Origin of the sequence: Bacillus sp. FSL K6-2819, from assembly GCF_038008305.1 — a bacterium.
GTDB classification, from domain to species: domain Bacteria; phylum Bacillota; class Bacilli; order Bacillales; family Bacillaceae; genus Bacillus; species Bacillus amyloliquefaciens.
The window spans coordinates 2,366,229-2,391,988 of the sequence record NZ_JBBOYV010000001.1 but is presented as its reverse complement, the minus strand read 5'-3'; the positions used below and the strand labels follow the sequence as shown (position 1 = coordinate 2,391,988).

The following is a 25,760-nucleotide window of genomic DNA, read 5'->3' as shown; positions in this document are numbered from 1 at the left end:
AAAAGAAGGACAGTTGCCGGCCTCCGGCGCTCCGTGGTACACTTGCTTCAGCATATTCAGATACGGGGGCGTAATGATGAAAAAGCAGCTGCCTAAAGAAAAACACAGCTTAAAAGACGATCTGGAGGAAGATCTGAAGGCCAAGCTTTTGCAAATGAAAAGTGAGCTGAAGGAAGAAGACGAGAAAAAACAGGCACAGAAAAAGGCCGAACAAATCAGAAAGCGAAAAGAAATAGAAAAAAATAAAAGCTTTGAAGAGCTGCTGAATGAAAGCAGTCTCGATTGGCACAAATATAAATAAAACCGGCATCTGAAAAGGTGCCGGTTTTATTGTTTAAGAACGATGGGCTTCGTATACGTCCCGTTTTGTATGACATTGCAGGGCTTTGATTTCCTGGCTGCTTAAACGCCGGGCCTCTGCTGCCGAGCAGTTTTCTCTCAGCTGCTCAAGTGAGCTGGCTCCCGTTATGACAGAAGCGACGGCCGGCTGTGAAAGCAAGTATTGAAGAGAAAGCTCCGTCATGCTCAGATCAGGGGCGGCAGCGTTAATCGCTTTCTTGGTTTCTGCCAGTTCTTCAAAAGAATATGTTAAATAGCCGTTCTCTTTTATGCTTGCGGCCGCTTGATCAAGCGGTTTTTTCGTAAGAAGCCCTTTAGCGACCGGTCCTCTGGCGACTATGCTGATTCCGTTCTCCTCTAAAAGAGGCAGCCACTCCTCGGGACGCCGGTCCAGCAGGCTGTACTGCATCATAATGCTGGTGATATTTGATTTTTTCACATATTCTTTAATGACATTCGGACGAATCGAGGAAATGCCGTAATACCGGATGACACCTTCCTGTTTTAAGTCCTCGAATGCTTCGATCGTTTCGTCGATGTTATCCTCCATCGTGCCGCCATGCAGCTGATAAAGGTCGATATAGTCCGTTTTCAGCCGGCGCAGGCTGTTTTTGACCGCTTCTTTTATGTATCCTTTGGAAGCGTCCCAATGCCAGCCGTCTTTCTCATCATTCCAGCGGTTCCCGGCTTTCGTGGCTAAAATGATATCGTGCCTGCGGTTTTTGACGGCCTCTCCGACAATTTCCTCATTTCTGCCGAAATCATAAAGATCGGCAGTGTCTAAATAATTGATTCCAAGCTCAATCGCTTCATCCAAAATAGACAGCGCTTTAGCTTTATCCGTGCCCAGCGACATGCAGCCGAGCCCAATTTCGCTTATTTCTAAATCAGAACGTCCTAGCGTGCGTTTTCTCATTGTTTCGCTCCTTTTTATGGTCTTTTATTGACCGTAATATAAAGGCGCGAAGTTTTCAACTGTTAAGGCCCGGTGATCCAATCTCCGACATAGCGGAATGTCCGCCCGTACTCTTTCAGTTTAGCCCGCACTTCCCAAGCCTTTCCGACCAATACGATGCTGTTATCCTTCCGGTATACCTTCAATCGAAAAGCACCTCCCTCGTATGCATGTATGATAAAATATATGAGGCATAATAGAGAGACAGAACGGGAGATGAAATGATGGAACATTTAGAAGAAAAAACACTAGCGAAAAAAAAGCTGTATGACGGGAAAGTCATAGACCTTTACTTAGAAGATGTAGAGCTTCCGAACGGAAAAACAAGCAAGCGGGAAATCGTCAAGCATCCGGGGGCGGTGGCCGTGCTTGCGGTGACCGAAGAAGGAAAAATCATTTTGGTGAACCAGTTCAGAAAGCCGCTGGAACGGACTATCGTTGAAATCCCGGCCGGCAAGCTTGAAAAGGGGGAAGAGCCCGAGCATACCGCTTTAAGAGAGCTGGAGGAAGAAACGGGATATACGGCGGAAACCTTGACGAAAATTACCGCTTTTTATACATCACCCGGATTTGCTGATGAAATCGTGCACCTCTTTCTTGCTGAAGGGCTTTCGCCGCTAGAAGAAAAGCGCGAGCTGGATGAGGACGAATTTGTCGAAGTGATGCAGGTCACGCTTGATGAGGCCGTGAAACTGACCGAAGAGCGCCGGGTGTATGACGCTAAAACGGCGTACGCGATTCAGTATCTCCAGCTGAAAGAAGCGCTGAAGGAAAAATGATGAAAACCATTTATGCGGATCTGCATATTCATATCGGGCGCACCCATACGGGAAAACCGGTCAAAATCACTGGAGCCAAAACATTGACGCTGCACCGGATATTAGAAGAAGCAAGCGAGGGGAAGGGAATTGAACTTTTAGGCATCATCGACTGCCATTCCCCGGAAGTCATTGAAGAAATCGAGCGCGGAATTGAAGAAGGCAGATACCGTGAACTGAAAGAAGGCGGCATCCGGTATCGGAATACCACGCTTCTGTTGGGAAGTGAGCTTGAAATCTATGATCATACATGCCTCGGGCCGATTCACGTTCTCGTCTTTATGCCGGCTCTTGCCGAAATGAAGATGTTTTCCGAGTGGCTCGCAAAAAGGCTTACAAACATCCATCTCAGTTCACAGCGCATTTATGAAACAGGTTTGAATCTCCAAAAGAAAACAAAGGAATTGGGCGGGCTGTTTATTCCCGCCCATATGTTCACCCCGCATAAAAGCCTGTACGGAAAAGGGGTCAGATCTTCTTTAAGAGAAGTATTCGACCCGGCGCTCATTGATGCGGCGGAACTCGGATTAAGCTGCGACACCGATATGGCTTCGCGGTTAACAGAACTTGACCCGTATACATTTTTAACAAATTCTGATGCGCATTCCTTAGGGAAAATCGGCAGAGAATATAATGAAATGCTTCTTAAGGAAGCGAATTTCACGGAATTTTCGCTGGCTTTAAAAGGGAAGGACGGAAGAAAAATCACGGCGAATTACGGACTGAATCCGAAGCTAGGGAAGTATTACCGGACGGCTTGCGACCGCTGCGGCAGCCCGGTTGAAAAAGGAGCTTCCGCATGTCCGGAGTGCGGGGGAAAAACAATGACAAAAGGGGTCAGTGAACGGCTCGAGGAACTGAGCGGATCGGAAAAAAGCCGCGTGCCGCGGCCTCCGTATATTCATCAAATCCCGCTGCAGTTCATTCCCGGAGTCGGGCCGAAAACATTAGAAAAACTGAAGCGGGCTTTCGGGACGGAGATGGCGATTCTTCATCGGGCAAAAGAAGAGGACTTGGCGCGTGTCGTACAGCCTAAAATAGCGGCCGTCATTCATAAAGCGCGCACCGGACAGCTCGCCCTTGAGGCCGGGGGCGGGGGAACGTACGGCCGGATAAAGCCGTAAAGCAATTTTTCAGCGGAGCTCCTCCTGTACCTTCTTTTTCGTTCGGACAAACGCAATTAATTCGATGATTTCATCCTGATTAAGCGGCTGCCCGTCAACGGTCAGTGTGCCGCGGCCTTGTGCGGCTTTTGTTAATTCGATGGTCTGGGTAAACGGCTCCGCCTTTTTTTCAGTGCGCCCCAGTAAATCGTCGCACGTCGTGTCAAACAGATCGGCAAGCGTTCCCAGCGCCTCGAATGACGGACGCCGGTAGCCTGATTCATACCCGGCGTACGTGCTCTTGGCGATGCCGAGCCGGTCAGCCGTATATTGAAGAGACCAATTTTTCTTTTTTCTCAGTTCAGTTAAACGATCTAAATTCATATTAAAAACCGCTCCTTTTCACTTGAGCAAATTATATCATATCGATATGTAAAAGTGTACGCGAATTGAATAATAATCACTTGATTAATTTCATTTGTCTGTCTATAATTTGATTAAAAGTATGCGAAAAGCGAATGCTTAACACATCTTGAGAAATGATGAAGAGGTGCAGGGTATGAAAAAATTATTGCTGTTAACAACCGGAGGAACAATCGCCTCAGTCGAAGGAGAAAACGGGCTTGCACCCGGAGTGAAAGCAGATGAATTGTTAACCTACGTATCAAAACTTGATAACGATTACACGATGGAAACCCATTCGTTAATGAACATCGACAGCACAAATATGCAGCCTGAATATTGGGTCCAAATAGCTGATGCTGTCAAAGAAAAATATGACGCTTACGACGGGTTCGTCATTACACACGGTACAGACACAATGGCTTATACATCAGCGGCATTGTCTTATATGCTTCAGCATGCTGATAAACCGATCGTCATTACGGGTTCGCAAATCCCGATTACATTTCAAAAAACCGATGCCAAAAAAAATATCACGGACGCGATCCGCTTCGCATGTGAAGGTGTGGGCGGCGTATATGTCGTATTTGACGGCAGAGTCATTCAAGGCACCCGCGCCATTAAATTAAGAACGAAAAGCTATGATGCATTTGAGAGCATTAACTATCCGTATATCGCGTTTATTACCGAAAACGGAATTGAATACAATAAACACGTGCACTTGCCGGAAGACGATGCCTTTACGGTGAATACTTCACTTTGCACGGACGTGTGTCTCCTCAAGCTCCATCCGGGACTTAAACCGGAAATGTTTGACGCGTTAAAAGGCATGTACAAAGGAATCGTCATTGAAAGCTACGGCAGCGGCGGCGTACCGTTTGAAGGTAGAGACATTCTCGCCAAAGTCAATGAAATGATTGAAAGCGGCATTGTCGTTGTCATTACGACCCAATGCCTTGAAGAAGGAGAGGACATGAGCGTCTATGAAGTCGGACGAAGAGTCAATCAAGATCTCATTATCCGCTCCAGAAATATGAACACAGAAGCCATCGTGCCGAAATTAATGTGGGCACTCGGCCAGTCTCACAATTTGGCTGAAGTTAAAAGTATTATGGAGACACCGATCGCAGACGACGTAGTACTGTAAAAATATGACCAAGACAAAGAGAAAGTAGGGTTTTAGCATGACAAACGCGCAAAAAGAATATCGTCAGGAAAAAGATTTCCTTGGAGAAAAACAAATTGAAGCTGATGTGTATTACGGGATCCAAACGCTGCGCGCAAAAGAAAACTTTCCGATTACCGGCTACCGCATCCATGAAGAAATGATTAATGCGCTCGCCATCGTCAAAAAAGCGGCGGCGCTAGCCAATATGGATGTAAAACGGCTGTATGAAGGAATCGGAAACGCGATTGTCCAGGCCGCAGACGAAATTCTTGAAGGAAAATGGCATGACCAATTCATCGTCGATCCGATCCAAGGCGGAGCCGGAACGTCCATGAACATGAATGCCAACGAAGTAATCGGCAACAGAGCGCTTGAAATCATGGGCCATAAAAAAGGTGAATACATTCACCTCAGCCCGAACACACACGTCAATATGTCACAATCGACGAACGACGTGTTCCCGACAGCGATTCATATTTCTACCTTAAAACTTCTTGATAAGCTTCTTGATACGATGGCGCATATGCTGAGTGTCTTTAAAGATAAAGCGAAACAATTTGATTCCGTCATTAAAATGGGACGCACACACCTTCAGGACGCTGTGCCGATCCGTCTCGGACAGGAATTTGAAGCATACAGCCGCGTGCTTGAGCGTGATATAAAACGAATTAAACAATCCCGCCAGCATCTCTATGAAGTAAACATGGGAGCAACGGCCGTAGGTACGGGACTTAACGCTGATCCGCGCTACATAGAACAGGTTGTGAAGCACCTTGCTGACATCAGCGGACTGCCGCTTGTCGGCGCAGGCCATTTGGTTGATGCCACACAAAACACCGATGCGTATACGGAAGTTTCAGCTGCGTTGAAAGTATGCATGATGAACATGTCTAAAATCGCCAACGATCTGCGCTTAATGGCTTCAGGCCCGCGCGCGGGACTTGCGGAAATTTCCCTGCCCGCCCGTCAGCCGGGATCATCCATTATGCCGGGGAAAGTCAACCCTGTAATGGCAGAGCTTATCAACCAAATCGCCTTCCAGGTTATCGGGAATGACAATACGATCTGCCTCGCTTCAGAAGCGGGCCAGCTGGAGCTTAACGTAATGGAGCCGGTACTCGTATTTAACCTGCTGCAATCCATCAGCATTATGAACAACGGTTTCCGCTCATTTACCGATCATTGTCTGGCGGGAATTGAAGCCAACGAAAAACGCCTGAAGCAATACGTGGAAAAAAGCGTCGGCGTCATTACAGCGGTCAATCCGCACCTTGGGTATGAGGCGGCTGCGCGAATTGCCCGTGAAGCAATCATGACGGGGCAATCTGTAAGGGATCTCTGCCTTCAAAATGATGTATTGACAGAAGAAGAATTGGATATCATTTTGAATCCATATGAAATGACAAAACCGGGGATCGCTGGAAAAGATCTTTTGGAAAAATAAATTTTTAAGCAACAACAGCCGCCTTTTCACGTTTTTTGGTGAATAGGCGGTTGCCATACAAAGGGATGAGGCAGTATAGTATAATTTGTTATATTATTTGATGAAAGCGTTTTAGCTTTTTTCTTCTAGGGGGATTTTCTTGTGAAAGAGGTCAGATTGCCAAATTTATTGGAAATTATCATCTTATTATTCGGGTTTTTAGCGCTTGTTTTATCATTTACGGTGTTTTTAGACCTGCCGATCCAGCTTGCTCTGTTTATATCCTGGTTTATTGCTATTATTCTCGGAGTCAGGCTGGGCTATTCATATAAAGACTTGCAGTCCTCTATTGTCACCGGGATATCGAACGGTCTTGAAGCGGTTTTGATTCTTGTTTCGGTCGGTGCGCTTATCGGAACATGGATTGCCGGCGGGGTTGTGCCGACTTTAATTTATTATGGTTTAGAGTTTATTAATCCTCATGTTTTCCTGCTTGCTACACTGGTTATTTGTTCCATTATGTCTGTTGCGACCGGAACGTCTTGGGGAACGGTGGGAACGGCGGGAATCGCAATGATGGCCATCGGAGAGGGAATGGGCATACCGCTTCCGATCGTAGCGGGAGCCGTTTTGTCCGGCGCTTACTTCGGGGACAAGCTTTCACCGCTGTCTGACAGTACGGTGCTTGCCTCCACGCTTTCTAAGGTGGATGTGCTGTCACACGTCAGAGCGATGATGTATCTGTCAATTCCGTCCTATATTATTACGGCCATTCTTTTTACCGTAACGGGATTTATATACGGCGGAAAAAATATTGATCTTGATAAAGTTGAATTCTTAAAATCTTCATTGCAGAAAACGTTTGATATTCATATATGGATGCTCATTCCGGCTGTTATCGTCGTTGTCCTTCTGATTTTGAAAAAGCCGTCTATGCCCGTCATCGTCATCGGAGCTTTGCTTGGCGCAATCTGGGCCTCTGTGTTTCAAGGAATGAATTTTGCCAGTGCCATCGCGACTGCTTATAATGGTTTTTCCATTAAAACGGACGTCGAATTTCTGAATGGCCTGTTAAACCGCGGGGGTATCACCGGTATGCTGGATACGTTGGTCGTTATCCTGTTCGGTCTCGGTTTTGGAGGAATTCTTGAAAAGCTCGGCGTATTAAAAGTGATTGTCTCAACTTTTGAGAAAAAACTGACCACACCGGGAAATGTAACGCTTTCGACGTTGATCGTCGCTCTTTTAGGAAACATTTTCGGCTGTGCGATGTATGTGTCATTGATTCTGACGCCAAAAATCATGGAGAACAGTTATGATAAACTGAAACTTGACAGAAGAATTTTATCCCGGAACGCAGAGGTGGGCGGTACGCTTACTTCAGGGATGGTGCCGTGGTCTGACAACGGAATTTATATGGCCGGCATTCTCGGAGTATCCACATTTTCTTATCTGCCGTTCATGTGGCTCAGTTTCGTGTCTATCGGACTGGCAATATTGTACGGATACACTGGAAAATTCATTTGGTATACGAAAGAAAAATCCATGCAATCTCAAAAATTGGGTTAGGAGGTTCATTTCATGATTACAAAGCATATGATTCGGACTTTAATGATTGAAACGCCGACTGTTCCCGGAAATCTCGGAAAAGTGGCAACCGCCATCGGAGTGATGGGCGGAGATATCGGGGAAGTTGAAACCGTAAAAGTCGGCCCGAACTACACGATGCGCAACATTACGGTGCAGGCCGAAAATGAGGAGCAGCTGCAGGAAATCATTCAAGCCATTGAAGCTCTCGGTGAAGGCATCCGGCTTCACACAGTCTCAGATGAAGTGCTCTCTGCCCATGAAGGCGGGAAAATTCAGATGAAGAGCAAAATGCCGATCCGAACATTGGCTGAGCTTGGCCGTGTTTATACACCGGGCGTCGCTGATGTGTGCAGACTGATCGAAAAGGAGCCTGAAAAAGCGTCCATCTATACGACAATCAGCAATTCTGTCGCCATTGTCACCGACGGTACTGCGATTCTCGGTCTCGGCAATATCGGCTCTGTCGCCGGAATGCCCGTAATGGAAGGGAAAGCAGCGCTTTTTGACCAGCTGGCAGGCATCAGCGGAATTCCGATTTTGCTCGATACTTCCGATCCGGAAGAAATCATTCGCACGGTAAAACATATTTCTCCGGGGTTCAGCGGAATTCTGCTTGAAGATATCGGTTCGCCTCACTGCTTTGACATTGAGGACCGCCTGAAGGAAGAATTGGACATTCCGGTTATGCACGATGACCAGCACGGCACGGCAGTCGTCACTCTCGCTGCCGCCATTTCCGCTTGTAAAAGCGCCGGCCTTGATTTAAAAGAAGCGAAGGTCGGACAGATCGGTCTCGGCGCGGCAGGCGTCGCCATCTGCCGCATGTTTATGGCATACGGGGTCAAAGCGGTCTGCGGAACGGACAAGTCGGAAGACGCAATGAACCGCCTCGCTCAATACGGAGGTCAGCCGCTCGGAAGCATCAAGGATTTAATGGACACGTGTGACATCGTGATCAGCACTACCGGAGTTCCGGGTCTAATTAAAAAAGAAGATGTCAGAAAGGGACAAGTTATTCTGGCCTTATCTAACCCGAAACCGGAAATTGAACCGGAAGAGGCATTACAAGCCGGAGCCGCCTATGCAGCCGACGGCCGTTCAGTCAATAATGTTCTCGGCTTCCCGGGTATTTTCCGCGGCGCGCTGAACGCTAAAAGCAAGAAAATTGACCATGAAATGCTTGTGGCGGCCGCAGAAGCCATCGCCTCTTGCACGAAACACGGTGATCTCGTGCCTCAGCCTTTGGACGCGGACGTGCATCGGGCCGTATCAGCAGCCGTAGAACGGGCCGCGGCGGGAAAATAAATAATGCTTGCAGCACCGGATATGTGTCCGGTGCTGTTTTTTTATATGAATAGGAAGCGGAATTCTTTGGCAGGCTAACAGAAAGCAAAAGACGGAGTAAAGAGGTGTCAATGTGGATTATTTTCCGCTGATCCATACAAATATTTGGGATGCTGTGATCGGCGTGCCGATCGTCTTATGCGTCACACAGCTGATCAAAGTGTTCTGCCGGGTTCCTGGCATATTCGTTCCTACGATTGCCCTTGTTGTCGGAAATGTTGTGTCTATCGTTTTCGGTCACCACGAACACGTGTATGCGGGGATTTTTATGGGATTCTTTTACGGATACGCCGCGATCGGGAGCTTTTCATCTGCCAAAACGTCTCTGCGCGCTTACCGGACGAAACATAAGCCGTATTCATGAACGCACTTGGATTTTTTTGTTATGATAGAGAAAAGGAAAAGGAGCGATCGGCACATGGCGAAGAGCAAAGCGAAAAAAATGCGGGAGCATCTCAGAAGAAACGGAATGCGTGACGCAGTCTTGTCAAGGGGGGAGGCGCCGTCCTTCAGCACGCATGAAAGAGTGACAAAAACGAAAAAAGACAGGCTGGAAAGAATAAAACATAAAAAAAGGAACCCCTGTGATCACCGGAGTGATGACGGGGGTTCTTTTTTTATGCCGGAATCTCGCGCCTTTCTATGATTCTCTGTCATGTTTTCTCTTTTCTTTCATACAATCTACTAAATCAAGTCAATAGATTAGCGGGAGGAAAGCGGTATGAGAAAACAATCGTACAAAGAACTGTTTTTTCGCCATGTAAAGGATCATCTGTCACTTTATATATTTGTGTTCGTTTTGTTTTTAATGGGCGTCATTTTCGGCGCAATCATTGTCAACAGCATGACCATCACGCAGAAAGAAGATTTGTATTACTATTTAAGCAAGTTTTTCGGACAGCTGTCTGACGGAAAACATGCGGGCTCTTCAGAAATGTTTTGGCAGGCCGTCTTTCATGATGTAAAATATTTGGGTCTGATGTGGATCCTCGGCATTTCCGTTATCGGTCTTCCGGTTATTTTCATTATGGTGTTTTTGAAAGGAATCGTCGTCGGCTTCACGGTCGGATTTTTAGTGAATCAAATGGGGATGAACGGATTTTTCCTGTCATTCATTTCGGTGCTGCCGCAAAACATCGTTCTCATTCCGGCATACCTTATCATGGGGACATGCTCCATCGCTTTTTCGCTGAAACTGATCCGGCAGCTGTTTGTCAAACGCAGCCTTCATGACGCGCCGATCCAATGGTTCGGACGCTACGCCTTCGTGCTGATTCTTATCGTGTTCTTCTCAGTCATCGCTTCGCTGCTGGAAGCCTACGTGTCTCCGGTGTTTATGGAAAAGCTGTCATCGCGCATATTTTAGAATGATTATCACAAAATAATACTTTTATTTATCAGTTTATAATAATTATAGTTGGAACTCTCCGCGTATTTTGTTATAATGAGTCATGGAATGCGGCGTAGGAGGGAAAGACATGGAAAACCGTATTGATCGAATTAAAAAGCAGCTGCACTCGTCAAGCTACAAGCTTACGCCACAGCGTGAAGCAACGGTAAGAGTGCTGCTTGAAAACGAAGAAGACCATTTAAGCGCAGAAGATGTATACCTCCTCGTAAAAGAGAAATCTCCTGAAATTGGTCTCGCTACAGTATACCGTACATTAGAATTATTAACAGAATTAAAAGTCGTTGATAAAATTAACTTCGGGGACGGCGTATCCCGCTACGACCTTCGCAAAGAAGGCGCAGCCCATTTTCATCATCACTTGGTGTGTATGGAGTGCGGAGCCGTCGATGAAATTGAAGAAGATCTGCTTGAAGACGTTGAAGAAGTGATTGAACGTGATTGGAAATTTAAAATTAAAGATCATAGATTGACTTTTCACGGAATCTGCCACCGCTGCCGCGAGGATGAAACAGAATAAAAGCCTATGAACCTTTTCTGTCAGGAAAGGGTTTTTTGCTGTTTTTATGTATAAAAGCCTTTGAAATTGGCATAAGGTGTACTAACAGCCGCCAAAGAAAGGATCGATCGAAAGATGGGCAGATTCATAAAAACAGCCGCGGATACGATCAAAGTGTTTATTCTGTTCACAGGTTTTACCGCACTGTTCTATTATGCTATGATATGGGTGAATTCAGAGTATGAAAACTATCATCGGTACGATAAACCGGAAGGCTCCGCCGTCAAAGTGGCCAAAACGGAACATGAGGAGAAAGACGGCTGGTTCGGCCGATTGATCTTTTTTTACCAAAACGGGGAGTAGATCAAGAGTGAAGGATCAAATTAAGGATTTCATCCATTATGTGAGGGTTGAAAGAGGGCTGTCCCAAAATACGATGATGTCCTATGAGCGTGATCTGAAAAGTTATTCTCTCTTCTTAACTGAAACCCTTCAGATCACTTCATGGAATGATGTGACCCGTCTTCATATTATTCAATATTTAAAGCATTTAAAGGACTCCGGAAAATCCGGTAAGACGTCTGCCAGACATTTGGCGTCGATCCGGTCTTTTCATCAGTTTCTGTTAAGGGAAAAAGCCGCGGATAAAGATCCTTCGGTACATATTGAAACACAAAAAACAGAGCGGGCGCTTCCAAAAGTGCTGGCGCTGCAAGAAGTAGAGCGGTTATTGGACACGCCTAAGCTTGACAGTCCGTTCGGTCTCAGGGATAAAGCCATGCTTGAACTGCTGTATGCAACGGGTATCAGGGTCAGCGAGATGATCGAGCTGAAATTATCTGATGTCCATTTGACGATGGGATTTGTCCGCTGCTTCGGAAAAGGGCGGAAAGAGCGGATTGTGCCCATCGGTGAAGCCGCCTCCCATGCGATCGAAGCGTACATTGAAAAAGCCAGAGGGAAATTATTAAAGAAAAACGTGACCGAAGCACTTTTTCTGAATCATCACGGCCGCCAGATCAGCCGGCAGGGATTCTGGAAAAACCTGAAAAAAATCGCACTTGAGGCGGGCATTAAAAAAGAACTGACACCGCACACGCTCCGGCACTCTTTTGCAACGCACCTGCTTGAAAACGGGGCGGACCTGCGCGCCGTACAGGAGATGCTCGGACATGCCGATATTTCCACGACGCAAATTTACACGCATGTGTCGAAAACAAGGCTGAAGGACGTGTACAAGCAGTATCATCCGCGCGCTTAGGAGCCGCTGCCAGAGGGGCTGCGGCTTTTTTCTGTCGGATTGGCGGAATACAGAGAAGGTTCTTATTATTTGAATGGGCATTGTCAATAAGAATGTAAACGGTTTATACTTGAGTTGTCTGACCTCTGTAAGCTACAATGGACAGATGGAAGAAAAGGAGGCTTTTATGATGTCTGAATACAAATATAAACGTGTATTTTTGATCGTAATGGATTCTGTCGGAATCGGTGAAGCGCCGGACGCGGCCGATTTTAATGATATAGGCGCAAATACGCTCGGACATATCGCAGAGCACATGAACGGTTTACATATGCCCCATATGGCTCAGCTCGGTCTCGGACTGATCGGAGACATTAAGGGAGTGGAAAAAACGGAGCACCCTCTTGCGTACTACGGTAAAATGCAGGAGGCGTCAAACGGGAAAGATACGATGACAGGCCACTGGGAGATTATGGGCCTTTATATTGAAAAACCGTTTAAAGTGTTCCCGGAAGGATTTCCGGATGAGCTTCTTCAGGAGCTTGAGCAGCGTTCGGGACGGAAAATCATCGGAAATAAGCCGGCTTCAGGAACGGCGATTCTGGACGAGCTCGGTAAAGAACATATGGAAACGGGTGCGCTGATCGTTTATACATCAGCAGATTCCGTTTTGCAGATTGCGGCTCACGAAGATGTCGTTCCGCTTGACGAGCTGTACAGCATCTGTGAGACGGCCAGAGAACTGACGCTTGATCCGAAATACATGGTCGGCCGGATTATCGCAAGACCGTTCGTCGGAGAACCGGGCAGCTTCACGCGTACGCCGAACCGCCATGATTATGCCCTCAAACCGTTCGGCCGCACGGTAATGAACGGAATGAAGGACAGCGGATTTGACGTCATTTCCATCGGCAAAATTTCTGATATTTATGATGGAGAAGGCATTACCTCGTCACGCCGCACAGTATCTAATATGGACGGCATGGACAAAGTCATTGAAACGATCGGCGAAGATTTTACGGGTCTGAGCTTTGCCAACCTCGTTGATTTTGATGCGCTGTACGGACACCGCCGTGATCCGGAAGGGTACGGAAAAGCGCTTGAGGAATTCGACGCGAGGCTTCCGGAAGTGTTTGAAAAAATGAAAGAAGACGACCTGCTCATCATTACGGCGGATCACGGCAACGACCCTGTCCATCACGGGACAGACCACACGCGGGAGTATGTGCCGCTTCTTGTCTACAGCAAAAAGCATAAGCACACTGAACAACTGCCGCTTGCGGATACATTTGCCGATATCGGCGCAACCATTGCGGATAATTTCAAAACAGAAAAGCCGGAATACGGAAAAAGCTTTTTATCAAGATTACAGTAGGGGGACTTTTTTTGAAACAAAAGATCGAACGTGCTGCTGCATTTATTAAAGAACACGTGAAAGAAACACCGAAGATCGGTCTGATTTTAGGGTCAGGGCTCGGAGTATTGGCAGATGAAATTGAAGGAGCTGTTAAGCTTACATATGAAACGATTCCTGATTTTCCGGTCTCAACGGTAGAAGGCCATGCCGGCCAGCTTGTGATGGGTACGCTTGAAGGTGTACAGGTTATCGCGATGCAGGGCCGCTTTCATTACTATGAAGGCTACTCAATGGATCAGGTAACGTTTCCCGTCCGCGTGATGAAGGCGCTCGGCGTTGAATCTCTCATCGTGACGAACGCAGCCGGCGGTATCAACACTGAATTCCGCGCCGGTGATTTGATGATTATTACCGACCATATCAACTTTACGGGCACCAACCCGTTAATCGGACCGAACGAAGCTGAATTCGGAGTCAGATTCCCGGACATGTCAGAAGCCTATGACAAAGAGCTGTCAAACTTGGCTGAAAAAACGGCGGATGAGCTTGGCATTCCGGTTCAAAAAGGTGTGTATACAGCTGTTACGGGACCATCTTACGAAACGCCGGCAGAAGTTCGGTTTTTAAGAACGATGGGATCTGACGCTGTCGGCATGTCGACTGTGCCGGAAGTTATCGTCGCAAACCATGCCGGTATGCGAGTTCTCGGCATCTCATGCATTTCCAACGCTGCGGCCGGTATTCTTGACCAGCCGTTATCCCATGATGAAGTGATGGAAATGACGGAAAAAGTAAAAGGCGGCTTTTTGAAGCTTGTAAAAGCCGTAGTCGCACGATCTCAAAAATAAATAAACATCAGGCAGCTGTTTCTTCGGGAGCAGCTGTTTTTTTGTGCCCTCAAAACGAAACATTTTCCAGATGAGGCGTATAAAACCACCGGGCTTGGAAAAAATAAAAAGGATTATGAAATGGAGGGCTTTGGAGATGAAACGTCTTATATCCACTTTGTTGATTGGCATTTTATTAACCGCATCGGCACCGTCCGCTTTTGCAAAGCCGGACGGAAAACATACATCGGAGCTCGCTCATGAAGCCAAAAGCGCCGTGCTGATTGAACGCGATACGGGAAGCATTCTTTACAATAAGAACAGCCGGGAGCGCCTGGCGCCGGCAAGCATGACAAAAATCATGACCATGCTTTTAATCATGGAAGCGCTTGACAAAGGAAACATTAAGATGAGCGATAAAGTCAGGACGAGTGAACATGCCGCGTCCATGGGCGGCTCGCAGATTTTCCTTGAACCCGGAGAGGAAATGACGGTAAAAGAAATGCTCAAAGGAATTGCGATCGCTTCCGGAAATGACGCATCTGTCGCGATGGCAGAATATATCGCCGGTTCGGAAGAGGATTTCGTCAGCCGGATGAACAAAAAAGCAAAAGAATTGGGATTGAAAGATACCTCCTTCAAAAACCCGACAGGCCTGCCTGAAAAAGGCCATTACAGCTCTGCTTACGACATGGCAAAAATGGCGAAGGAATTATTGAAGTATGACAAAATCACTCAATTTACGGGAACGTATGAGGATTATTTAAGAGAAAATACAGACAAAAAGTTCTGGCTCGTCAATACAAACCGGCTGATCAAATTTTATCCGGGTGTAGACGGTGTGAAAACCGGCTTTACAGGCGAAGCGAAGTATTGTTTAACTGCCACCGCTAAAAAAGGCAATATGAGGGTCATCGCAGTCGTTTTCGGAGCCAGCACTCCGAAAGAAAGAAATGCCCAAGTGACAAAAATGCTTGATTATGCCTTCAGCCAGTTCAAAACACATCCATTGTATAAACGGAATCAAATCGTCGGATCGGTCAAAGTCAAAAAAGGTAAGCAGAAACTGATCAAGCTGACCACGTCTGAACCGATTTCCCTTTTAGCCAAAAAGGGGGAGAATATGGACAAAGTTAAAAAAGAAGTGAAAATCAACAGCAATGTAACGGCTCCGGTTAAAAAAGGAGAGGTGCTTGGCAGCCTCGTTCTGAAAAAAGACGGAAAAGTGCTCGTTGAAAGCCCCGTCACGGCAAAAGACGACATGGAAAAAGCGGGTTTTCTCACTTTTCTGAAGCGGACGATGGGAGATTGGACAAAATTTAAATAATCGTGGCGAATGGGCACTAGTTTTGTCATAGTGAAGGAATTGCTTTCCCGAAAATCGAAACACTCATTATCCGATCATATCAAGGAGGAATGAGCATGAGCCTTGGAATTGACTTTCATGTCAAAGAATCCGTGCTTTGTATTCGATTAACAGGTGAACTTGACCACCATACGGCAGAATCATTAAAACAAAAGGTGACTGAATCGCTGGAGGCTGACGGCATCCGTCACATCGTGCTGAACCTTGAAGATCTTTCCTTCATGGACAGCTCGGGCCTCGGCGTGATTTTAGGACGTTATAAACAAATTAAACAGCTCGGCGGAGAAATGGTCGTGTGCGCGATTTCGCCTGCGGTGAGACGTCTGTTTGACATGTCGGGCCTGTTTAAAATTATCAGGTTCGAACAATCAGAACAAAAAGCGCTTTTAACGCTGGGGGTGGCATCATGAAAAACGAGATGCATCTTGAATTTTCAGCCCTCAGTCAGAATGAATCGTTTGCGCGTGTAACGGTTGCTTCTTTTATCGCACAGCTGGACCCGACGATGGACGAGCTGACGGAAATCAAAACCGTCGTATCAGAAGCGGTAACAAACGCGATCATCCACGGCTATGAAGAAAACTGCGACGGAAAGGTGTACATCTCCGTCACGCTGGAGGATCACGTCGTCTATCTGACCATACGGGATGAAGGCCTCGGGATCACGGATCTGGAGGAGGCGCGCCAGCCGCTCTTTACGACAAAACCCGAGCTTGAGCGCTCCGGAATGGGCTTTACCATTATGGAAAACTTCATGGATGATGTCACGATTGATTCCTCGCCGGAGATGGGGACGACGATACGCTTAACAAAACACCTATCAAAAAGCAAAGCGCTTTGTAATTAAGGAGATTTGTTATGGATGTGGAGGTTAAGAAAAACAGCAAAAACGCGCAGCTCAAGGACCATGAAGTCAAAGAATTAATCAAAAAGAGCCAAGAGGGCGACCAGCAGGCAAGAGACCTCCTCATAGAAAAAAACATGCGTCTTGTGTGGTCTGTCGTGCAAAGGTTTTTAAACAGAGGCTATGAGCCGGACGATCTGTTTCAGATCGGCTGTATCGGATTGTTAAAATCCGTTGATAAATTCGATTTGTCCTATGATGTCCGTTTTTCAACTTATGCCGTGCCGATGATTATCGGAGAAATCCAGCGCTTCATCCGTGATGACGGAACCGTCAAAGTGTCAAGATCTTTAAAAGAACTGGGCAATAAAATCCGCCGGGCGAAAGATGAGCTGTCAAAAACATACGGAAGAGTGCCGACCGTTCAGGAAATCGCGGATCATTTAGAAATTGATGCGGAGGATGTGGTGCTTGCGCAGGAAGCGGTGCGGGCGCCTTCATCCATTCATGAGACGGTATATGAAAATGACGGAGACCCGATCACCCTGCTCGATCAGATCGCCGATCATTCAGAAGAGAAGTGGTTTGACAAAATCGCCCTCAAGGAAGCGATCAGTGATTTGGAAGAACGGGAAAAACTCATTGTCTATCTGAGGTATTACAAAGACCAGACCCAGTCGGAAGTAGCCGAACGGCTCGGGATTTCACAAGTCCAGGTATCGAGGCTGGAGAAAAAAATATTAAAGCAGATTAAAGTGCAGATGGATCATACGGAAAGCTGACCTTTTACGGGCCGGCTTTTTTTATTTGTGCACAAGTGGTAATTTATGGTCTTTTGCCGCTGATGAATGAGAACAAAAGTGAACCACATACTACATATATAACCACCCGAAAGATGGTGATGCAAGATGGAAAGACGAATATTCCTCAGACTTCGCCACCGCGTGAAGGCTCATACCGGAGATATCATCACAGTCGGCGACGCCGCGCAGATCGCGGGACAGCAAAAGCTGAAAAAAAAACTGTCGGCACTGCCGCTGTATCAGATCACGAAAAAAGACAAAAATATCGTAGTGCTGGACATTATAAAAGTGCTGAAGGCCATTCATACCGCTTTTCCCGCTCTTGATGTACAGACCGTCGGCGGCGCTGAAACGATAGTGGAAATTCATTACCAGAAAAAGCAGCTGTCAGCCGTTTTGTTTGTCGGTGTCTGGCTGCTGCTTTTTATCGGTTCATGTCTCGCCATTATGAATTTTCATGAAGATGTGAGTATGAGAGAAGTTCATATCGCCTTATATGAAATCATAACGGGCAGACGGAATGAATATCCGTATCTGCTTCAGATTCCGTACAGCATCGGCCTCGGTCTCGGTATGATCGTCTTTTTCAATCACATCTTCAAAAAACGCCTGAATGAAGAGCCAAGCCCGCTGGAGGTCGAGATGTTTAATTATCAGCTTGATCTCGATCATTATGTCGCAATGCACGAAAATGAAGAAACGATGAAAGATCTGCATGATCGTTAGCATTCTTTTCGTTATATTTGTCGGGCTTGGCGGCGGGCTGACCGTGGGAGCGGGCTTTGTGGCTTTTTTAACCGTTATGGGAATCGTCCCCCGCCTTATGCAGCTGACAAAAACAATGCGCTTTGTACAGGCCTACGAAGGGGCTGTTATTTCAGGGGCTGTGTTTGGCGGCTGGGAAACCTTAAATATCAATCATTTTTTTTTATCTGAATGGCTAGCCGTTCCGGTCGGGCTTTTGGCCGGCATGTTTATCGGCATGCTGGCCGCCGCGCTTACAGAAGTGCTGAATGTGCTTCCCATTCTTGCCAAACGGATCGGCTTCGGCAGCAAAATCATCATTTTGCTGATGGCCATTGTGTTCGGCAAAATAGCCGGCTCTTTATTTCATTGGCTGTATTTTATCCATCATTCATAAGGAGGAACAGACGTGACAAACTTAAAAGAAAATTACAAAACAAAAGTGAAAGACTATCAGCCGAAACCGCCATATGTCTGGAATTGTGTCAAAGCTTTTCTGATCGGCGGTTTGATCTGTCTGATCGGGCAGGCTCTTCAAGATTTTTACATCCACTTTTTTAATTTTAACGAAAAAACAGCGGGCAACCCGACGTCCGCCACTCTTATTTTAATTTCAGCCCTGCTGACCGGATTCGGCATTTATGACAGACTCGGTCAATTTGCCGGAGCGGGTTCAGCCGTGCCGGTGACGGGATTTGCAAACAGTATGACAAGCGCGGCTCTGGAACACAGAAGTGAAGGGCTTGTGCTCGGAGTGGCGACAAACATGTTTAAATTGGCGGGAAACGTCATTGTATTCGGCGTCGTGGCGGCCTATATCGTAGGCCTGATACGGTTTGCTTGTGAAAAACTGTTTTCATAGGAGGAGAAAAAATGAAATTGACCGGAAAGCAAACCTGGGTGTTTGAAAACCCGTTATTTATAAATGCGGCGGGGACGGCAGCCGGACCGAAAGAAAAAGACGGCCCGCTCGGCTCGCTGTTTGATAAGACATACGATGAAATGCATTGCAATCAGAAAAACTGGGAAATGGCGGAACGTCAATTAATGGAAGATGCCATCAACTCCGCTTTGCAAAAACAAAACCTGAAAAAAAGCGATATTGATTTGTTGCTCGCAGGTGATCTTTTAAATCAAAATGTGACGGCCAATTACGTCGCAAGACATCTGAAAATTCCGTTCCTCTGTCTGTTCGGCGCCTGCTCGACGTCAATGGAAACGGTTGCCGTCGCATCCGCACTCATTGACGGCGGTTTTGCGAACAGGGCGATTGCGGCCACGAGCAGCCATAATGCGACGGCAGAACGGCAATTCCGTAATCCGACGGAGTATGGCGGGCAAAAACCGGATACCGCCACTTCAACGGTTACGGGGGGAGGGGCGGTCATCATCAGCCAAAACCCTTCTGATATCAAGATTACAAGCGCGACAGTGGGAAAAGTAAGCGACCTCGGGATTACAGACCCGTTTGATATGGGCTCTGCCATGGCGCCCGCTGCTGCAGATACAATCAAACAGCACCTGAAGGACTTGAACCGTACGGCGGATGATTACGATCTGATTTTAACGGGAGACCTTTCAGGCGTCGGCTCGCCGATTTTAAAAGATTTGCTTAAAGAAGAAGGCTATCCCGCCGGAACGAAACACGATGACTGCGGTCTTCTCATCTATACGCCGGATCAGCAGGTATTTGCGGGCGGAAGCGGCTGCGCCTGCTCCGCGCTTGTTACGTACACACATATTTTTAATCAATTAAAAGCGGGGTCTCTCAACAGGGTTCTCGTTGTCGCGACAGGAGCGCTTTTAAGTCCGACAATGATTCAGCAGAAGGAAACCATTCCGACCATCGCCCACGGTGTGGTATTTGAGCGAGCGGGAGGTGCATCATAAATGGAATATCTGTTGGCTTTTGTTTGCGGAGGAATCATTTGTATTATCGGTCAGCTGCTGCTGGACATTTTTAAACTGACACCCGCCCATGTGATGACAACTTTTGTGGTCATCGGCACCTTATTAGACGGGTTCGGCATTTATGACAAATTTATCGAGTTCGCAGGCGCGGGCGCGACGGTTCCCATCGTCAGCTTCGGACACAGCTTATTGCACGGCGCCATGCATCAAGCTCACGAGCATGGATTTATCGGGATCGGCATGGGGATTTTTGAACTTACCTCCGCCGGCATATCTTCAGCGATTTTATTCGCATTTCTTGTGGCTGTTATTTTTAAACCGAAAGGATAATGTCTGATGACGAAACGGAAAGTCATCCTTGTGACAGACGGGGACGTATACGCCGCCAAAACGATTGAATATGCCGCGGAAAAAACAGGCGGACGGTGTATTTCCCAATCAAAGGGCAATCCTTCAACCAGAAGCGGTCCGGAACTTGTTCAGCTGATTAAAACCGCGCCGAATGACCCGGTGTTTGTCATGTTTGACGATTCGGGCCTGCAAGGTGAAGGACCGGGCGAAACGGCGCTGAAATATGTCGCCTCACATCAAGACATTGAAGTGCTGGGAGTGATTGCGGTCGCTTCTAAAACCCATCAGGCTGAATGGACGAAAGTAGATGTCTCCATTGACCGTGATGGAGAAGTGACGGAGTTTGGCGTCGACAAAATCGGAATGAGAGAAATGGACGAGCACAGAATGAACGGAGACACGGTGTATTGTCTTGACAAACTGGACGTTCCCCTCATTGTAGGCATCGGCGACATAGGAAAGATGGGAAGAAAAGATGATATATCCAAAGGCTCGCCGATTACGATGAAGGCTGTCGAATTCATTTTAGAAAGGAGCGAATATCATGCCGGAAAAACCGGAAAACATGATAAAAGTATACCGGGATCCTAGAAAAAATGAACAATTTTTTAAAGACCGTGTCGGTATGGGGACGAGCTATGATGTCGGCGTCCGCAAAGTTCAAGTTTTAGGCCGGGAAGTCCAGATTTACTTTGTCAACGGGTTAACCGATACTTTGTTTATCATTCATTTAATAGAGCAGCTCGTCGATGTCAATAATTATGACGAGAACGCGGATGAAGCGATTGATGTCGTTGAAAACAGGCTCGTCAATCAGCAGGTCCAAAAAGTGAAAACACTCGACGAAGCAACGGATCAAGTGCTTTCCGGACTTGTCGCCGTTATCGTTGAAGACGCCGGCTTCGCTTTCGTCGTCGACGTCAGGAATTATCCCGGACGCACGCCCGAAGAACCGGATACAGAAAAGGTCGTGCGCGGGGCAAGAGACGGTTTTATAGAAAGTATCGTCATTAATACAGCGTTGATCAGAAGAAGAATCAGAGACGAAAGGCTCCGCGTCAAAATTACGAAAGTCGGTGAGCGCTCTAAGACCGATCTGGCCATTGTGTATATAGAGGACATCGCGGACCCTGATCTTGTCAGCATCGTCGAAAACGAAGTGAATGCGATTGACATTGACGGGCTGACGATGGCTGATAAAACGGTGGAAGAATTTATCGTCAAGCAGGGCTACAACCCGTTTCCTATGGTCAGATACACAGAACGCCCGGATGTGGCCGCCAATCATATTTTGGAAGGTCACGTCATTATCGTCGTCGATACGTCACCGAGCGTTATCATAACGCCCACAACGATTTTTCACCACGTTCAGCATGCGGAAGAATACAGGCAGGCTCCTTCTGTCGGGACATTTTTAAGATGGATCAGGTTTTTTGGTATTATTGCTTCAACTGTCCTGCTTCCGATTTGGTTCCTGTTTGTTCTCGAACCGTCTCTTCTGCCAGAAAGATTGGATTTTATCGGCTTAAATAAAAATACGCATATCCCGATCATTCTGCAAATCTTTTTGGCCGATCTGGGCATTGAGTTTCTCAGGATGGCCGCGATCCATACGCCGACCGCTTTATCGACCGCCATGGGGCTGATTGCGGCGGTGCTGATCGGACAAATCGCCATAGCGGTGGGGCTGTTTTCAGCCGAAGTGATTTTGTACGTATCGATCGCCGCCATCGGATCATTCACAACGCCGAGCTATGAACTCAGCCTCGCCAATAAAATGATGCGTCTCATCTTAATGATTCTCGTGGCCATTTTCAAAGTGAAAGGCTTTGTTATCGGCTTTACATTGCTGCTGATCGTAATGGCGAGTATCCGCTCATTTCATACGCCGTATTTATGGCCGTTTTTACCATTTAACGGCAAGGCGCTGTGGCAGGTGCTCGTCCGGACGACAGTGCCGGGAGCAAAAGTCAGACCGAGCATTGTTCACCCGAAAGACCGTCAAAGACAGCCAAGCGGTTCATAATCGCATTGAAACCGACAGAAGATTATGATATTGTATGTCTTAACTTATACGGGACCTGTATAAGGACAGCTCAACAAAAGCTGTCCTTTTCACCCATATGCGGATCAGAAAGAGGGAATGAGCATTGTTCTTACATGGCACAAGCAGACAAAACAAACTAGGTCATCTGGAAATCGGAGGTGTGGATGCGCTGTATTTAGCGGAGCATTACGGCACGCCTCTTTATGTTTATGACGTGGCTTTAATACGTGAGCGCGCTAAAAGCTTTAAACAGGCATTCATTGACGCGGATTTAAAAGCGCAGGTCGCATACGCGAGCAAGGCATTTTCTTCCGTTGCAATGATACAGCTCGCTGAGCAGGAGGGGCTTTCATTGGACGTTGTGTCCGGCGGAGAGCTGTTTACGGCGGTTTCGGCCGGTTTTCCGGCTGACCGGATACATTTTCACGGCAATAACAAAAGCAGGGAAGAATTGCAAATGGCGCTCGATCATCAAATCGGCTGCATCGTCGTTGATAATTTTCATGAAATATCCTTACTTGCGGAACTGTGCCGCAAATCAGGGCGCGCCATGGATGTGCTTCTGCGGATCACCCCGGGGGTAGAGGCGCACACGCATGATTATATTACGACGGGGCAGGAAGATTCCAAATTCGGTTTTGATCTGCATAACGGGCAAATAGAAAAGGCGATTGAGCAAGTATTACAGTCAGACCATATCCGTCTTCTCGGCGTTCACTGCCATATCGGATCGCAAATTTTTGATACGGCGGGCTTTGTCCTGGCCGCGGAAAAAATCTTTGCAAAACTGAATGAATGGAGAGAATCATTCGGCTTTGTCTCTGAAGTGCTGAATTTAGGAGGAGGCTTCGGCATCCGCTACACAGAAGAGGATGAACCTCTTCATCCCGCCGTCTACGTGGAAAAAATTATTGAAGCGGTAAAAGAAAACGCAGAACTGTACGCTTTTGACATTCCGGAAATTTGGATTGAACCGGGACGTTCGCTCGTCGGAGACGCCGGAACGACGCTTTATACCATCGGTTCGCAAAAAGAAGTGCCCGGCACCCGTAAATATGCAGCCGTTGACGGAGGCATGAGCGACAATATCCGTCCTGCGCTTTATCAGGCGAAATATGAAGCCGTATCGGCAAACAGAATCTCAGAACACCATGACACAACGGTATCCATCGCGGGTAAGTGCTGTGAAAGCGGAGATATGCTCATCTGGGATATAGACCTTCCGGAAGTGAAAGAAGGCGATCTGCTCGCCGTTTTCTGCACGGGGGCATACGGATACAGCATGGCTAACAACTATAACCGCATTCCGCGTCCCGCGGTTGTATTTGTGGAAGACGGCGAAGCGCATCTTGTCATTAAAAGAGAAACCTATGAAGACATTGTCAAGCTGGATCTGCCGTTTAAGACGGGAGTCAAACAATAAACAAAAAAAGAGACCGGGACGATACAGTCCCGGTCTCTTTTTTGTTTTAGCTGTTAGAACTTGATCCGCTGTCTCCTGTAAATACAGACACGATCGCATTCCAAATCGACGCGAAGAAATCAATGACTTTTTGAATAAAGCTTTTGCCTTCGTCGGATTGAATGAACTTTGTGATTTTGTCTTTAGCCTTATCAAGCTGATTGCCGACTTGGCCCCAATCAATCTTGGCATTTTTCATTTTATTAAACAATGAAACAAGCTGGTCTTTTTGAGCGTCAGTCAGTGTAATGTTAAGGTTTGATGCCGCATCATCGACTTTTTTCTCGATTCCTTCTTTTGTATCGGGCACACCGTTTTTCGCGAAATCGTCTTTAATGTTTGCGATAAGCGCGGAGGCGTTTTTATCTCCGATTTTATCTCCGAGTTTTGATGTTGTGACAAGCTCTTGGTTGGCGACTTGTTTTACATCTTCTGAAATCGCTTTGTCTGATGAAACTTCATATGCCTTAATGACCCCTGTTAATGCAGCGGTTCCTGATACTTCAAACGGCGCCGTTACGTATACTTTCGCATCTTTCACGCCTGCTGTCATCAGGGCGTTTAAGTACATTTCATCCGTAATGGAATCGATGTTATGGGTTTGGACGTCAAGCCCGGACCCTTTCTTTTCCACCGTGATGGATGATGAAGAAATGGCTCTTGTGCCGATTTGGGCATTCGATATATATTTTCCCAGATATTCATGTTCTTCTTTATTAGTGACCGTCACTTTTGTCGCGTTGTCAGGAACATTTAATTCGTCAAGCACTTTTTGACGGTCTGCGTTTGACAGATCTGCTCCCAGTGTGACGATGACATCTCCGACTGCGGCATCGGCCAGGCTGATCTTCGGTATTGTGCACAATACAACGGCCGCCGCCAGCAATCCAATCCACATTTTTTTCAAAGCGGTTAACCTCCTTCTTTTCACAAATGCCGTTTTGAAGCGGTTTGTGAGGCCCTGCGTGAAGCAGTTCCGTTACATAGACGGCTGTGAAGCTGTTCTGGTTTCATTTTCTTTCTTTGGAAGCTGGGAGATTCGTTTTCCGGCTGAAGGTATGGTATAATAAGCCGCGAAAAGAAGAGCAGACGCATCTTCCTTCAAAAGAATATCAAAAAGAAAGCCGGCTTACAATTGAAAATTCATGTGGAAGAAGGCTTTGACAAAAAACATATGGAAGTAGGAATGAGAATGAAAACTGGTTACATCGAAATGGAAAACGGCAGCAGAATCGAATTTGAACTTTACCCGAATGAAGCGCCTAATACAGTCGCTAACTTTGAAAACCTGGCGAATACGGGCTTTTATGACGGCGTTATTTTCCACCGCGTGATTCCGGGCTTTGTCAGCCAAGGCGGAGATCCGACTGGGACAGGCATGGGCGGAAGCGGAAAAACGATCAAATGTGAAACAGAAGGCAACCCGCATAAGCACGAAGCCGGTTCTTTATCAATGGCGCATGCCGGTAAAGACACGGGTTCAAGCCAATTCTTCATCGTACATGAGCCGCAGCCGCATTTAAACGGCGTTCACACTGTATTCGGAAAAGTGACAAGCGGTTTAGAGCACGCGAAAAACATGTCTAACGGAGACAAAATGAAAGAAGTCCGTGTAGAAGGTTAATGACGGAAAACCCGCCTTTTCAGGCGGGTTTTTTTATGTATATGAAAATTCTCATGTGTAAATCATGAAAAAATACATATATGAACTATAGCGGTCACTCTGGTATAGTGTAAAAGACCGATTACAACAATGAAA

32 protein-coding genes are annotated in these 25,760 nt (G+C 46.8%); 28 read left to right on the top strand and 4 right to left on the bottom strand.

The window, feature by feature from the left end:
* Nucleotides 1–76 precede the first annotated feature (76 nt).
* Nucleotides 77–301: a YqkE family protein gene (locus MHH91_RS12395; protein WP_014470623.1), complete on the top strand. Its 225-nt coding sequence runs from the start codon at nucleotides 77–79 to the stop codon at nucleotides 299–301.
* A 33-nt stretch (nucleotides 302–334) separates the two neighbouring features.
* Here the strand turns inward: MHH91_RS12395 and MHH91_RS12390 are convergent, their stop codons facing one another.
* Nucleotides 335–1,255, bottom strand: coding sequence for an aldo/keto reductase (locus MHH91_RS12390; RefSeq protein ID WP_013352762.1), 921 nt, complete (start codon nucleotides 1,253–1,255; stop codon nucleotides 335–337).
* Nucleotides 1,256–1,317: 62 nt separating this feature from the next.
* Complete coding sequence (mciZ, locus tag MHH91_RS12385; RefSeq protein ID WP_013352761.1) at nucleotides 1,318–1,440, bottom strand: Z-ring formation inhibitor MciZ; 123 nt, start codon at nucleotides 1,438–1,440, stop codon at nucleotides 1,318–1,320.
* Nucleotides 1,441–1,518: 78 nt separating this feature from the next.
* Here mciZ and MHH91_RS12380 point away from each other — a divergent pair, with 78 nt between their 5' ends.
* A complete protein-coding gene (locus MHH91_RS12380) occupies nucleotides 1,519–2,073 on the top strand; it encodes an NUDIX hydrolase (RefSeq protein WP_014470622.1) in 555 nt (184 codons plus the stop codon).
* On the top strand, nucleotides 2,073–3,236 hold the full coding sequence (locus MHH91_RS12375) for a TIGR00375 family protein (protein WP_013352759.1): 1,164 nt from the start codon (nucleotides 2,073–2,075) through the stop codon (nucleotides 3,234–3,236). The genes MHH91_RS12380 and MHH91_RS12375 overlap by 1 nt, the downstream gene beginning before the upstream one ends.
* Before the next feature lie 9 nt (nucleotides 3,237–3,245).
* Here MHH91_RS12375 and MHH91_RS12370 read toward each other — a convergent pair whose 3' ends face one another.
* Nucleotides 3,246–3,599 carry a helix-turn-helix domain-containing protein gene (locus MHH91_RS12370; RefSeq protein WP_013352758.1) on the bottom strand — a complete coding sequence of 118 codons (354 nt, stop codon included), beginning with the start codon at nucleotides 3,597–3,599 and terminating at the stop codon, nucleotides 3,246–3,248.
* A 175-nt stretch (nucleotides 3,600–3,774) separates the two neighbouring features.
* Between MHH91_RS12370 and MHH91_RS12365 the strand changes: the two genes are divergently transcribed.
* From MHH91_RS12365 to lysA, 24 genes are all read left to right on the top strand, one after another.
* Complete coding sequence (locus MHH91_RS12365; protein ID WP_013352757.1) at nucleotides 3,775–4,764, top strand: type I asparaginase; 990 nt, start codon at nucleotides 3,775–3,777, stop codon at nucleotides 4,762–4,764.
* A gap of 37 nt (nucleotides 4,765–4,801) precedes the next feature.
* Nucleotides 4,802–6,229, top strand: a complete 1,428-nt coding sequence (gene aspA, locus MHH91_RS12360) for an aspartate ammonia-lyase (RefSeq protein WP_003153322.1) — start codon at nucleotides 4,802–4,804, stop codon at nucleotides 6,227–6,229.
* 141 nt (nucleotides 6,230–6,370) lie between these two features.
* Nucleotides 6,371–7,777: a Na+/H+ antiporter NhaC gene (gene nhaC, locus MHH91_RS12355; protein ID WP_013352756.1), complete on the top strand. Its 1,407-nt coding sequence runs from the start codon at nucleotides 6,371–6,373 to the stop codon at nucleotides 7,775–7,777.
* A gap of 12 nt (nucleotides 7,778–7,789) precedes the next feature.
* The gene (locus MHH91_RS12350) at nucleotides 7,790–9,103 is read left to right on the top strand and encodes an NAD-dependent malic enzyme (protein WP_013352755.1); all 1,314 of its coding nucleotides are present in this window, start codon (nucleotides 7,790–7,792) and stop codon (nucleotides 9,101–9,103) included.
* A gap of 112 nt (nucleotides 9,104–9,215) precedes the next feature.
* A complete protein-coding gene (locus MHH91_RS12345; RefSeq protein ID WP_013352754.1) occupies nucleotides 9,216–9,506 on the top strand; it encodes a hypothetical protein in 291 nt (96 codons plus the stop codon).
* Nucleotides 9,507–9,560: 54 nt separating this feature from the next.
* Nucleotides 9,561–9,788 carry a hypothetical protein gene (locus MHH91_RS12340; RefSeq protein WP_014470621.1) on the top strand — a complete coding sequence of 76 codons (228 nt, stop codon included), beginning with the start codon at nucleotides 9,561–9,563 and terminating at the stop codon, nucleotides 9,786–9,788.
* A gap of 75 nt (nucleotides 9,789–9,863) precedes the next feature.
* Entirely contained in the window at nucleotides 9,864–10,508 is a 645-nt protein-coding gene (gene spoIIM / locus MHH91_RS12335; RefSeq protein WP_013352752.1) for a stage II sporulation protein M, read from the top strand.
* A 112-nt stretch (nucleotides 10,509–10,620) separates the two neighbouring features.
* Nucleotides 10,621–11,070: a ferric iron uptake transcriptional regulator gene (fur, locus tag MHH91_RS12330; protein ID WP_013352751.1), complete on the top strand. Its 450-nt coding sequence runs from the start codon at nucleotides 10,621–10,623 to the stop codon at nucleotides 11,068–11,070.
* 114 nt (nucleotides 11,071–11,184) lie between these two features.
* Nucleotides 11,185–11,412: a YqzK family protein gene (locus MHH91_RS12325; protein ID WP_013352750.1), complete on the top strand. Its 228-nt coding sequence runs from the start codon at nucleotides 11,185–11,187 to the stop codon at nucleotides 11,410–11,412.
* A 7-nt stretch (nucleotides 11,413–11,419) separates the two neighbouring features.
* Nucleotides 11,420–12,310 (top strand): site-specific tyrosine recombinase XerD, encoded by an 891-nt coding sequence (xerD, locus tag MHH91_RS12320; RefSeq protein WP_013352749.1) that lies wholly within the window; start codon nucleotides 11,420–11,422, stop codon nucleotides 12,308–12,310.
* Between the two features lie 169 nt (nucleotides 12,311–12,479).
* Complete coding sequence (gene deoB / locus MHH91_RS12315; RefSeq protein WP_041915579.1) at nucleotides 12,480–13,664, top strand: phosphopentomutase; 1,185 nt, start codon at nucleotides 12,480–12,482, stop codon at nucleotides 13,662–13,664.
* An 11-nt stretch (nucleotides 13,665–13,675) separates the two neighbouring features.
* The gene (locus MHH91_RS12310; RefSeq protein ID WP_013352747.1) at nucleotides 13,676–14,494 is read left to right on the top strand and encodes a purine-nucleoside phosphorylase; all 819 of its coding nucleotides are present in this window, start codon (nucleotides 13,676–13,678) and stop codon (nucleotides 14,492–14,494) included.
* Between the two features lie 136 nt (nucleotides 14,495–14,630).
* Nucleotides 14,631–15,800: a D-alanyl-D-alanine carboxypeptidase family protein gene (locus tag MHH91_RS12305; RefSeq protein ID WP_013352746.1), complete on the top strand. Its 1,170-nt coding sequence runs from the start codon at nucleotides 14,631–14,633 to the stop codon at nucleotides 15,798–15,800.
* Between the two features lie 95 nt (nucleotides 15,801–15,895).
* Nucleotides 15,896–16,249 carry an anti-sigma F factor antagonist gene (gene spoIIAA, locus MHH91_RS12300; RefSeq protein ID WP_013352745.1) on the top strand — a complete coding sequence of 118 codons (354 nt, stop codon included), beginning with the start codon at nucleotides 15,896–15,898 and terminating at the stop codon, nucleotides 16,247–16,249.
* On the top strand, nucleotides 16,246–16,686 hold the full coding sequence (gene spoIIAB / locus MHH91_RS12295; protein ID WP_003153347.1) for an anti-sigma F factor: 441 nt from the start codon (nucleotides 16,246–16,248) through the stop codon (nucleotides 16,684–16,686). The genes spoIIAA and spoIIAB overlap by 4 nt, the downstream gene beginning before the upstream one ends.
* Nucleotides 16,687–16,697: 11 nt before the next feature.
* Nucleotides 16,698–17,465 carry an RNA polymerase sporulation sigma factor SigF gene (gene sigF / locus MHH91_RS12290; protein WP_003153348.1) on the top strand — a complete coding sequence of 256 codons (768 nt, stop codon included), beginning with the start codon at nucleotides 16,698–16,700 and terminating at the stop codon, nucleotides 17,463–17,465.
* A 126-nt stretch (nucleotides 17,466–17,591) separates the two neighbouring features.
* Nucleotides 17,592–18,212: a stage V sporulation protein AA gene (locus MHH91_RS12285; RefSeq protein ID WP_013352744.1), complete on the top strand. Its 621-nt coding sequence runs from the start codon at nucleotides 17,592–17,594 to the stop codon at nucleotides 18,210–18,212.
* A complete protein-coding gene (locus MHH91_RS12280) occupies nucleotides 18,202–18,627 on the top strand; it encodes a stage V sporulation protein AB (RefSeq protein ID WP_014472080.1) in 426 nt (141 codons plus the stop codon). The genes MHH91_RS12285 and MHH91_RS12280 overlap by 11 nt, the downstream gene beginning before the upstream one ends.
* A 12-nt stretch (nucleotides 18,628–18,639) precedes the next feature.
* Nucleotides 18,640–19,092, top strand: a complete 453-nt coding sequence (spoVAC, locus tag MHH91_RS12275) for a stage V sporulation protein AC (RefSeq protein ID WP_007612334.1) — start codon at nucleotides 18,640–18,642, stop codon at nucleotides 19,090–19,092.
* A gap of 11 nt (nucleotides 19,093–19,103) precedes the next feature.
* Nucleotides 19,104–20,120 carry a stage V sporulation protein AD gene (gene spoVAD, locus MHH91_RS12270; RefSeq protein WP_013352743.1) on the top strand — a complete coding sequence of 339 codons (1,017 nt, stop codon included), beginning with the start codon at nucleotides 19,104–19,106 and terminating at the stop codon, nucleotides 20,118–20,120.
* Complete coding sequence (gene spoVAE / locus MHH91_RS12265) at nucleotides 20,121–20,471, top strand: stage V sporulation protein AE (protein ID WP_013352742.1); 351 nt, start codon at nucleotides 20,121–20,123, stop codon at nucleotides 20,469–20,471.
* Nucleotides 20,472–20,474: 3 nt separating this feature from the next.
* Nucleotides 20,475–21,083 (top strand): stage V sporulation protein AE, encoded by a 609-nt coding sequence (locus tag MHH91_RS12260; protein WP_088030539.1) that lies wholly within the window; start codon nucleotides 20,475–20,477, stop codon nucleotides 21,081–21,083.
* Nucleotides 21,037–22,518: a spore germination protein gene (locus MHH91_RS12255; RefSeq protein WP_014470027.1), complete on the top strand. Its 1,482-nt coding sequence runs from the start codon at nucleotides 21,037–21,039 to the stop codon at nucleotides 22,516–22,518. Before MHH91_RS12260 ends, MHH91_RS12255 begins: the two co-directional genes overlap by 47 nt.
* Nucleotides 22,519–22,642: 124 nt before the next feature.
* Nucleotides 22,643–23,962, top strand: a complete 1,320-nt coding sequence (gene lysA, locus MHH91_RS12250) for a diaminopimelate decarboxylase (protein WP_014470028.1) — start codon at nucleotides 22,643–22,645, stop codon at nucleotides 23,960–23,962.
* A 46-nt stretch (nucleotides 23,963–24,008) separates the two neighbouring features.
* On the opposite strand, the gene MHH91_RS12245 is transcribed toward lysA, so the two are convergent.
* Nucleotides 24,009–24,908 carry a DUF1002 domain-containing protein gene (locus tag MHH91_RS12245; protein WP_013352738.1) on the bottom strand — a complete coding sequence of 300 codons (900 nt, stop codon included), beginning with the start codon at nucleotides 24,906–24,908 and terminating at the stop codon, nucleotides 24,009–24,011.
* Between the two features lie 285 nt (nucleotides 24,909–25,193).
* On the opposite strand from MHH91_RS12245, the gene MHH91_RS12240 reads away from it, so the two are divergent.
* Nucleotides 25,194–25,625 carry a peptidylprolyl isomerase gene (locus MHH91_RS12240; protein WP_038463262.1) on the top strand — a complete coding sequence of 144 codons (432 nt, stop codon included), beginning with the start codon at nucleotides 25,194–25,196 and terminating at the stop codon, nucleotides 25,623–25,625.
* The last annotated feature ends 135 nt before the right edge of the window (nucleotides 25,626–25,760 follow it).

Excerpts from the sequence above, each read along its gene's own strand:
- MHH91_RS12365 (WP_013352757.1), top strand. The coding sequence starts at position 3,775 with ATGAAAAAATTATTGCTGTTAACAACCGGAGGAACAATCGCCTCAGTC.
- MHH91_RS12280 (WP_014472080.1), top strand. The coding sequence starts at position 18,202 with ATGATCGTTAGCATTCTTTTCGTTATATTTGTCGGGCTTGGCGGCGGG.
- MHH91_RS12340 (WP_014470621.1), top strand. The coding sequence starts at position 9,561 with ATGGCGAAGAGCAAAGCGAAAAAAATGCGGGAGCATCTCAGAAGAAAC.
- MHH91_RS12380 (WP_014470622.1), top strand. The coding sequence starts at position 1,519 with ATGGAACATTTAGAAGAAAAAACACTAGCGAAAAAAAAGCTGTATGAC.
- MHH91_RS12375 (WP_013352759.1), top strand. The coding sequence starts at position 2,073 with ATGAAAACCATTTATGCGGATCTGCATATTCATATCGGGCGCACCCAT.
- spoIIAA (WP_013352745.1), top strand. The coding sequence starts at position 15,896 with ATGAGCCTTGGAATTGACTTTCATGTCAAAGAATCCGTGCTTTGTATT.
- aspA (WP_003153322.1), top strand. The coding sequence starts at position 4,802 with ATGACAAACGCGCAAAAAGAATATCGTCAGGAAAAAGATTTCCTTGGA.
- MHH91_RS12255 (WP_014470027.1), top strand. The coding sequence starts at position 21,037 with ATGCCGGAAAAACCGGAAAACATGATAAAAGTATACCGGGATCCTAGA.
- fur (WP_013352751.1), top strand. The coding sequence starts at position 10,621 with ATGGAAAACCGTATTGATCGAATTAAAAAGCAGCTGCACTCGTCAAGC.
- MHH91_RS12305 (WP_013352746.1), top strand. The coding sequence starts at position 14,631 with ATGAAACGTCTTATATCCACTTTGTTGATTGGCATTTTATTAACCGCA.
- deoB (WP_041915579.1), top strand. The coding sequence starts at position 12,480 with ATGTCTGAATACAAATATAAACGTGTATTTTTGATCGTAATGGATTCT.
- sigF (WP_003153348.1), top strand. The coding sequence starts at position 16,698 with ATGGATGTGGAGGTTAAGAAAAACAGCAAAAACGCGCAGCTCAAGGAC.
- MHH91_RS12240 (WP_038463262.1), top strand. The coding sequence starts at position 25,194 with ATGAAAACTGGTTACATCGAAATGGAAAACGGCAGCAGAATCGAATTT.
- MHH91_RS12390 (WP_013352762.1), bottom strand. The coding sequence starts at position 1,255 with ATGAGAAAACGCACGCTAGGACGTTCTGATTTAGAAATAAGCGAAATT.
- spoVAD (WP_013352743.1), top strand. The coding sequence starts at position 19,104 with ATGAAATTGACCGGAAAGCAAACCTGGGTGTTTGAAAACCCGTTATTT.
- MHH91_RS12370 (WP_013352758.1), bottom strand. The coding sequence starts at position 3,599 with ATGAATTTAGATCGTTTAACTGAACTGAGAAAAAAGAAAAATTGGTCT.
- spoIIAB (WP_003153347.1), top strand. The coding sequence starts at position 16,246 with ATGAAAAACGAGATGCATCTTGAATTTTCAGCCCTCAGTCAGAATGAA.
- MHH91_RS12395 (WP_014470623.1), top strand. The coding sequence starts at position 77 with ATGAAAAAGCAGCTGCCTAAAGAAAAACACAGCTTAAAAGACGATCTG.
- MHH91_RS12285 (WP_013352744.1), top strand. The coding sequence starts at position 17,592 with ATGGAAAGACGAATATTCCTCAGACTTCGCCACCGCGTGAAGGCTCAT.
- spoIIM (WP_013352752.1), top strand. The coding sequence starts at position 9,864 with ATGAGAAAACAATCGTACAAAGAACTGTTTTTTCGCCATGTAAAGGAT.
- MHH91_RS12350 (WP_013352755.1), top strand. The coding sequence starts at position 7,790 with ATGATTACAAAGCATATGATTCGGACTTTAATGATTGAAACGCCGACT.
- spoVAE (WP_013352742.1), top strand. The coding sequence starts at position 20,121 with ATGGAATATCTGTTGGCTTTTGTTTGCGGAGGAATCATTTGTATTATC.
- MHH91_RS12325 (WP_013352750.1), top strand. The coding sequence starts at position 11,185 with ATGGGCAGATTCATAAAAACAGCCGCGGATACGATCAAAGTGTTTATT.